General features: G+C 68.8%; 7 protein-coding genes and 1 riboswitch. All 7 genes read left to right on the top strand.

Features of this window, described 5'->3' with window-relative positions:
- The first annotated feature begins 547 nt into the window (after window positions 1-547).
- The 7 genes from rpmH (at window position 548) to Dfulv_RS48350 (ending at window position 5,490) form a co-directional block, all read left to right on the top strand.
- Window positions 548-685 (top strand): 50S ribosomal protein L34, encoded by a 138-nt coding sequence (gene rpmH, locus Dfulv_RS48380; protein ID WP_033360019.1) that lies wholly within the window; start codon window positions 548-550, stop codon window positions 683-685.
- A gap of 25 nt (window positions 686-710) precedes the next feature.
- Window positions 711-1,079 (top strand): ribonuclease P protein component, encoded by a 369-nt coding sequence (gene rnpA, locus Dfulv_RS48375; protein WP_259860523.1) that lies wholly within the window; start codon window positions 711-713, stop codon window positions 1,077-1,079.
- On the top strand, window positions 1,076-1,372 hold the full coding sequence (gene yidD, locus Dfulv_RS48370) for a membrane protein insertion efficiency factor YidD (RefSeq protein ID WP_259860522.1): 297 nt from the start codon (window positions 1,076-1,078) through the stop codon (window positions 1,370-1,372). The genes rnpA and yidD overlap by 4 nt, the downstream gene beginning before the upstream one ends.
- A gap of 11 nt (window positions 1,373-1,383) precedes the next feature.
- Window positions 1,384-2,445, top strand: a complete 1,062-nt coding sequence (yidC, locus tag Dfulv_RS48365) for a membrane protein insertase YidC (RefSeq protein ID WP_259869773.1) — start codon at window positions 1,384-1,386, stop codon at window positions 2,443-2,445.
- Between the two features lie 121 nt (window positions 2,446-2,566).
- Window positions 2,567-3,205: a Jag family protein gene (locus tag Dfulv_RS48360; RefSeq protein ID WP_406567902.1), complete on the top strand. Its 639-nt coding sequence runs from the start codon at window positions 2,567-2,569 to the stop codon at window positions 3,203-3,205.
- Between the two features lie 387 nt (window positions 3,206-3,592).
- Window positions 3,593-3,676, top strand: a riboswitch (ZMP/ZTP riboswitch).
- A 15-nt stretch (window positions 3,677-3,691) separates the two neighbouring features.
- Window positions 3,692-4,591, top strand: coding sequence for a bifunctional 5,10-methylenetetrahydrofolate dehydrogenase/5,10-methenyltetrahydrofolate cyclohydrolase (locus tag Dfulv_RS48355; protein WP_259860521.1), 900 nt, complete (start codon window positions 3,692-3,694; stop codon window positions 4,589-4,591).
- A 569-nt stretch (window positions 4,592-5,160) separates the two neighbouring features.
- Window positions 5,161-5,490: a hypothetical protein gene (locus Dfulv_RS48350; protein ID WP_259860520.1), complete on the top strand. Its 330-nt coding sequence runs from the start codon at window positions 5,161-5,163 to the stop codon at window positions 5,488-5,490.
- The last annotated feature ends 510 nt before the right edge of the window (window positions 5,491-6,000 follow it).

The following is a 6,000-nucleotide window of genomic DNA, read 5'->3' as shown; positions in this document are numbered from 1 at the left end:
CGTTCGCGCACCCCCATCGTCATTCGCGGCCCCCACCGCGAGCGGACCAGGCGCCGGATTCCCGCCGTCCCGGCAACATTGTCCACAGGTTTTCCACAACCTGTGTATCAACGAGCGATATGCCGTGGACGGATCGCCCTGATTCCCCCGGGCGCCGTGCTGACTGTGCGGTGGCCAGCCAAGATGCCATAGGTTGTGCAGGTCAGACGCGTTGTTCTGCCCCCTGTAGCGCGCCTGTTTGAACCGGAAAGTCCGTTGTGCCCCGTCGCCGGCCGTCGCGGTGTCTACCGGCAACCGGGCACGTTAACAGCGTTGTCCACAACCACTCAACCGTTGTCCACAACGATCCTGTGGATTTCGGGTCCTGCCTGCGGTGCGAGGGTGTGGATGCGCCGTTGATCGTTGACGGTCAGTGGGCCCGCGCGTACCCTGTCTCGGTTGGAGAACCGCGTGCTGGTAAACTCCAATGACCGATTCGACATCCAGTTGCGCGCCGACACTTGTGGGCGCGTGCTGCGCCCACAAGTCATGAAGACGGAGCCCCGACGTGAGCAAGCGCACCTTCCAGCCGAACAACCGCCGGCGCGCGAAGACCCACGGCTTCCGGCTGCGCATGCGCACCCGCGCCGGCCGTGCCATCCTGTCGGCGCGCCGCGCCAAGGGGCGCGACCGCCTGTCCGCCTGACCCGACGCGCCCTCCGGGAGGCAGCGTGCTGGCGGCCGCACAGCGACTGCGGCGGCGTGAAGACTTCGCCGCCACCATTCGCAACGGTCGCCGCGCCGGTCGTGGGGCCCTCGTGGTGCATTACATGCAGTCTGCAGATGAAACGACCGAGCCGGCGCCCCGCGCCGGCTTCGTCGTGTCCAAGGCGGTCGGAAACGCCGTCGTCCGTAACACGGTGAAGCGCCGCCTGCGGCACCTGGTCCGCTCGCGCCTCGCCGATCTGCCGCCCGGCGCCGTCGTCGTGGTGCGGGCGCTGCCGGACGCAGCGACCCGGCAGTACGACATCCTCGAAAAGGATCTTGACAGCGCGTTGGAGGCCGCTCGCCGCCCGAAGACCCGAGGAGCCCGTCGATGAACGTCGGAGCCCGGGTCGTTGCGGCGCCCATCGTCGCGTACCGTCGGTGGATAAGCCCGGCGTTGCCGGCGCGTTGTCGGTTCTACCCGTCGTGCAGCGCTTATGCCCTGGAGGCGGTCCGCACGCATGGCGCCATCAAGGGAATCGGCCTCGCGATCTGGCGGCTGCTGCGCTGCCACCCGTTCCACCCCGGTGGGTTCGACCCGGTGCCACCGCGCCGGGGAGCCGCGCTACGCCCGGAGCCCAAACCCGAGTCTGAGGCCGAGTCTGACGTGACTGGAGCAGTGTCGTGATTAGCAAGCTGATGGGCGGGATCTACTGGCTGATCTCGCAGGTGATGCTGTTCTGGCACTCCGTGTGGGACAAGGTCGTGCCCGACCACCGCGTCCTCGGCACCAACTGGCAGTGGGTGCTCGCGATCGTGTTCCTGGTGATCACGGTCCGCGTCGTGCTGTTCCCGATCTTCGTCAAGCAGATCAAGTCGCAGCGTGCGATGCAAGCGATCCAGCCGAAGATGAAGGAGCTGCAGGAGAAGCACAAGGGCGACCGGGAGACCCTCCAGAAGGAGGTCATGAAGCTCTACCAGGAGGAGAAGGTCAACCCGCTCATGGGCTGCCTTCCGATGTTCCTCCAGATCCCGGTCTTCATCGGCCTCCTGCACGTGCTCCGCCATCTGCGTCCCGGCACGTCCGACGGCCAGATGGAGCTGTACGGGTGGAGCATCCCGCAGTTCCTGAGCGCCGTCGACGCCCGCCTGTTCGACGCGCCGATCGTGGCGAAGTTCAGCAGCAGCACCGAGGAGCTCATCCGGATCGAGGCCGGCTCGGGCACGGTCAAGATCGTGTCCGCGCTGCTGGTCGCGCTGATGATCACCACGACGTATCTGACGCAGCGTCAGATGATCAAGAAGACCGGATGGAACACCGACCCGCAGCAGCGCATGATCCAGAAGTTCATGCTCTACGGCATCCCGTTCTTCACGCTGACGTCCGGTTGGTACTTCCCGATCGGTGTCATCCTCTACTGGGTCACGAACAACGCGATCACGCTCGCCCAGCAGTACTGGGTGCTCCACAAGTACCCGCCGCCGGCCAGCGCGACGACCAACACCACGCCGTTCAAGGCCCCCAAGACCGTGGGCGCCGAGCCCAAGCAGTCCGGCTTCGCCGCACTGTTCAGCCGGGCCAAGGACCAGGCCGAGCAGCGCGCCAACGGCAAGGCCCCGGCAAAGTCCGCCGGCGGCAAGGCGACCGGCGCGAAGGCGACCGGCACCCCGGCCAACGGCACGCCGTCCCGCGCGCCGAAGCCGGGTGCCAAGCCGATCAACCCGAAGAAGGGTGGCGCCGCGAAGCGGCAGTCGGGTTGACGCGACCCCGCCGGGCCCTTCCCCTCCCTGTGGCCCGGCGCGGGGCGCTCCCTGTGACACCACCCCTCACCGACGACCTGTGACGGCGCCTCGGCGCCCCGAGCAAGCGGAGATGAGTTTCGTGACCGACACCACCAGTGATCTCGACGCGCGTGGTACCGACGGCGACGCCGACGTGCTGGACCAGGATGCCAACCTCGACGATGCCGCCGACGACGCAGAGGACGAGGATTCGGAAAGCAAGAGCGCCAAGGCTCCGGCCGACAGCGGCGGCGGTGGCCGTGCCGCGGCCGACCTGTTCCGGGAGAGCGAGATCGCGGCAGACTACGTCGAAGGGCTGCTGGACATCCTCGACTACGACGGCGACATCGACGAGCTGGTCGTCGCCGGCCGGCCCGTCGTCGAGGTCGTCGAGGGCGGCGACGGCCGCCGCCTCCAGGCGCTCGTAGGCCAGCGCGGCGTGACCCTCGAGGCGCTCCAGGAGCTGAGCCGCCTGGCCGTCTTCCGCCAGACCGGCTCCCCCAGCCGCCTCCTGCTCGACGTCGGCGGCTATCGCGCCCTCCGCCGCAAGGAGTTGGGCGCGATAGCCAAGAACGCCGCCGAGAAGGTGAAGGAGTACGGTGAGGCCGTCCGCCTCGAGCCGATGAGCGCGTTCGAGCGCAAGTGCGTTCACGACGTGATCAACGCTCTGCCCGGCGTCGAGAGCGAGTCGGAGGGCGTCGAGCCGTCCCGCCGCATCGTGGTCCGCCCGACCGCCTGACCCACCGAGCACCACCTCGCGTGTCCCCGGCCACACGGCTGGTCGGGGGCACGCGTTTTTTGTGCCTCCGCCGGGTGGACCCTCGCCTGTGTGCTTCTGGACCGGCCTCTGCGGCAGGCATGTCGCTTGTCGTCCCGTGCGTTACCCGGCCCGGTCGACCACTGCCGTCGTGGGATCACACCGGCCACGGTTCCGGCCTTGGTGTGCTGCGGTGGGCTGGCGAAGCGTCCTCGCCTGACGGGACGCCGGCAACCGAACACCGCGCCGGCCACTGTTCAGCCTCGTCTGCACGGTGATCTGTTTGTGCCACCTTGACGGGCTCTGCACCGACGTCAGCGACAGGCGCGCACCGGTGTCGGTGATGGGGTGTTCGGGTCAGGCATACTCGTACGGGTACGCGACTGGCGGCATCGAGGATGGGCAACCATCGGGGAGCTCCGTTCGTGGAAGTCGACCGCCTGGGCTTCCTCGATGTGAAGGAGCCTTATGCCTGCGACTCAGCACTCCACTCCAACCATTCCAGCTTCGGGCACCGCACGCCTCCTGCCCGGCGGCCCGGTCGCTGAGCAGATCCTCGCGGACGTCACGACCCGGGTGGCCGCGCTCCGAGCGCGAGGTGTCACCCCCACACTGGCGACGATCCTGGTCGGCGACGACGACGCCAGCGCCGGCTACATCCGGATCAAGCAACGGCAGGCCGCCGAGCTCGGCTTCGCCTCTCCGCACGAGCACCTTCCCGCGACCGCGACGCAGGCCGACCTCTACGCGGTGATCGACGCCTTCAACGCGGACCCGGCCGTGCACGCACTCCTCATCCAGTACCCGACGCCGCGCCATCTGGACTACGACGCCGCGCTTCAGCGTGTCGACCCCGACAAGGACGTCGACGGCATGCACCCCCTCAACCTGGGTCGCCTCGCCGCCGGCATGCCCGGCCCACTGCCCTGTACTCCCGCCGGCATCGAGGCGCTCCTGGCGCACTACGAGATTCCGGTGAGCGGCCGCGAGGTGGTCATCCTCGGCCGCGGCGCGACCCTCGGCCGCCCACTGGCGATGCTCCTCGCGCAGAAGCGCCCCACGGCAAACGCCGCGGTGACCGTCGTCCACACCGGGGTCGCGGACTGGCCGAGGTACACCCGTCGCGCCGACATCCTCATCGCCGCCGCCGGTGTCCCCGGCATCATCCAGCCCGAGCACGTGAAGCCCGGCGCGGTAGTCGTCGGCGGCGGCGTCCGGTACGAGGGCCGTCGTCTCCTCCCTGACGTCGCCGAGGAATGCGCCGCAGTGGCGGGCGCCATCACCCCACGCGTCGGCGGCGTCGGCCCCACCACAGTTGCCATGCTCTTCCGTAACGCGATCACCGCCGCCGAGCGCCGTTTCACGTGAAACAGTGTCGCGTCCGGAGTCCCCGCCGGAATGGTGAGGGCTCCGGACGCGTGGACGGACGGTTGGCCGCCCCAGCGCGCTGCGGGGTCGGTGGTGTGAATGCAGCGTTCGGCCTTGCCGTTCGTCCAGGGGCAGTGCGGTGTTGGTGAACCGCCGCGCGGTGCCGAGTTTGGTGATCGCCTATTTGAAGGCGGAGAACTGGCGGGCTCAATAGGTGGTTGCGGCACCCGTAGTCGATGACCTTGGGGTGGGGGTGCACAGTGGCTGACCGATTGAGTCTGGCGGAGCGGGGAGAGATCGCTATCGGTTGGCCCGGGGTGAGTCGCGGCGTTCGATCGCGGCGCGGCTGGGCCGGGCTCCGTTGACGATCTCCGGGAGATCCTGAACCACTCGAACCGCGCTTTTGTCTCGCCGCAGCAGCCCGGGCGGGCGCATCGTTCGGCGCTGGACTTCCGGGCACGGTCCCGGGCGGGGAAGCTGGCGGCGCCCAGCCAGCTGCGGTTGCGGCACTCCCCGCAGCAGATCGCTCTACGGTTGCGGCAGGACTCCCCGACGACGAGGCGATGCGGGTGTCACACGAAACCATCTACCTGCAGGCCCTGGGCGACCTGCGCGCCGAGCTGACCCGGCAGGTCGCCCCGTGCTCCGGCCGGGCCTCCCGGCACACCCGCGCCGCCGTGGCAGGGCCATCCGCTCCAACCGCGACTGGGTCGGGCTCAACGTGTCCCAACGCCCAGCCGAGGCCGCCGATCGGGCGGTCCCCCGGGCACCGGGAAGGTGACCTGCTTATCGGCACGGCCGGCAAGTCCGCCATCGCCATCCTGGTCGAACGCGCCACCCGGTTCGTGCTCCTGGTCGCCCTGCCCGACAGCCGCGTGTCGGAACATGTCATCACCTAACTGGCGGCGAAGTGACCGACCTGCCCGCACAGCTACGCCGGTTCCTGACCTGGGACCAAGTCTCGGAGATGGCGCTGCACGCCCGGTTTCAGCATCGCCACCAACTGCCCGGTCTACTACTGCGACCCGCACAGCCCCTAGCAACGTGGCACCAACGGTCTGCTGCGCCAGTACTACCCCAAAGGCGGTTCCGACTTCCGCACCATCACGCAGGCCGAACTCAACGGCCGACCCCGTGAAACACTCGGCCGGAAAACCCCTGCCGAGGCCCTCACCGAGCACCTCAGCAGGAGTGTTGCAACAACCTCCTGAATCCGCCCTGGACAGCCAGATGTTTCCGACGATCAAGGAGCCCGGGGTTGGGACAAGCACGGAGCACGGCCGTCCCGCACGAGGGGACACGGGCGCCGCGGCCCCGGCGCCAGGGCCTGGCTCCACGACCCGACTCTGCGGCGCGGCACCGCTTGACACGATTCTTCACATGATCACGAAGACTTGGTGCACCCCTGG

The organism is Dactylosporangium fulvum (assembly GCF_025137375.1).
GTDB lineage: Bacteria > Actinomycetota > Actinomycetes > Mycobacteriales > Micromonosporaceae > Dactylosporangium > Dactylosporangium fulvum.
The sequence above is the reverse complement of the archived record's forward strand: the minus strand, read 5'-3'. Positions and strand labels throughout refer to the sequence as shown.